At 63.9% G+C, this 255-nt stretch carries 1 protein-coding gene; it reads left to right on the top strand.

Going from position 1 to position 255, the window contains the following annotated elements:
- A partial coding sequence (locus BN4575_RS22280; RefSeq protein WP_176716484.1) for a hypothetical protein occupies positions 1-255 on the top strand: 255 nt, incomplete at both ends.

Below are 255 nucleotides of genomic sequence, written 5' to 3'. Positions count from 1 at the left end.
ACAGCTCCACTGTGTCGGAAGAAGGCGAAACCAGCGCGTACTACGTGGTGCGCGCGGTGGATGCCAACGGTACCGTGCTGGCGACCCAGCCGGGCGGCAACGTGAGCGTGAGCTTTGGCAACCTGGGTACGACCAGCAGTGCTGACTACAGCGCCAGCAAGACCACGGTCGCGGTAGGCGAGGTGTTCAGTGCCAAGGCGGTGAACGACGCGCTGGCGGACAACGGCGAGCAATTCAAGGTCAGCCTGAATGGCG

The sequence above is a fragment of the Aeromonas sp. EERV15 genome (genome assembly GCF_900079845.1).
In the GTDB taxonomy this organism is placed as follows: domain Bacteria; phylum Pseudomonadota; class Gammaproteobacteria; order Enterobacterales; family Aeromonadaceae; genus Aeromonas; species Aeromonas sobria.
This window is presented reverse-complemented; position numbering and strand designations above follow the sequence as displayed.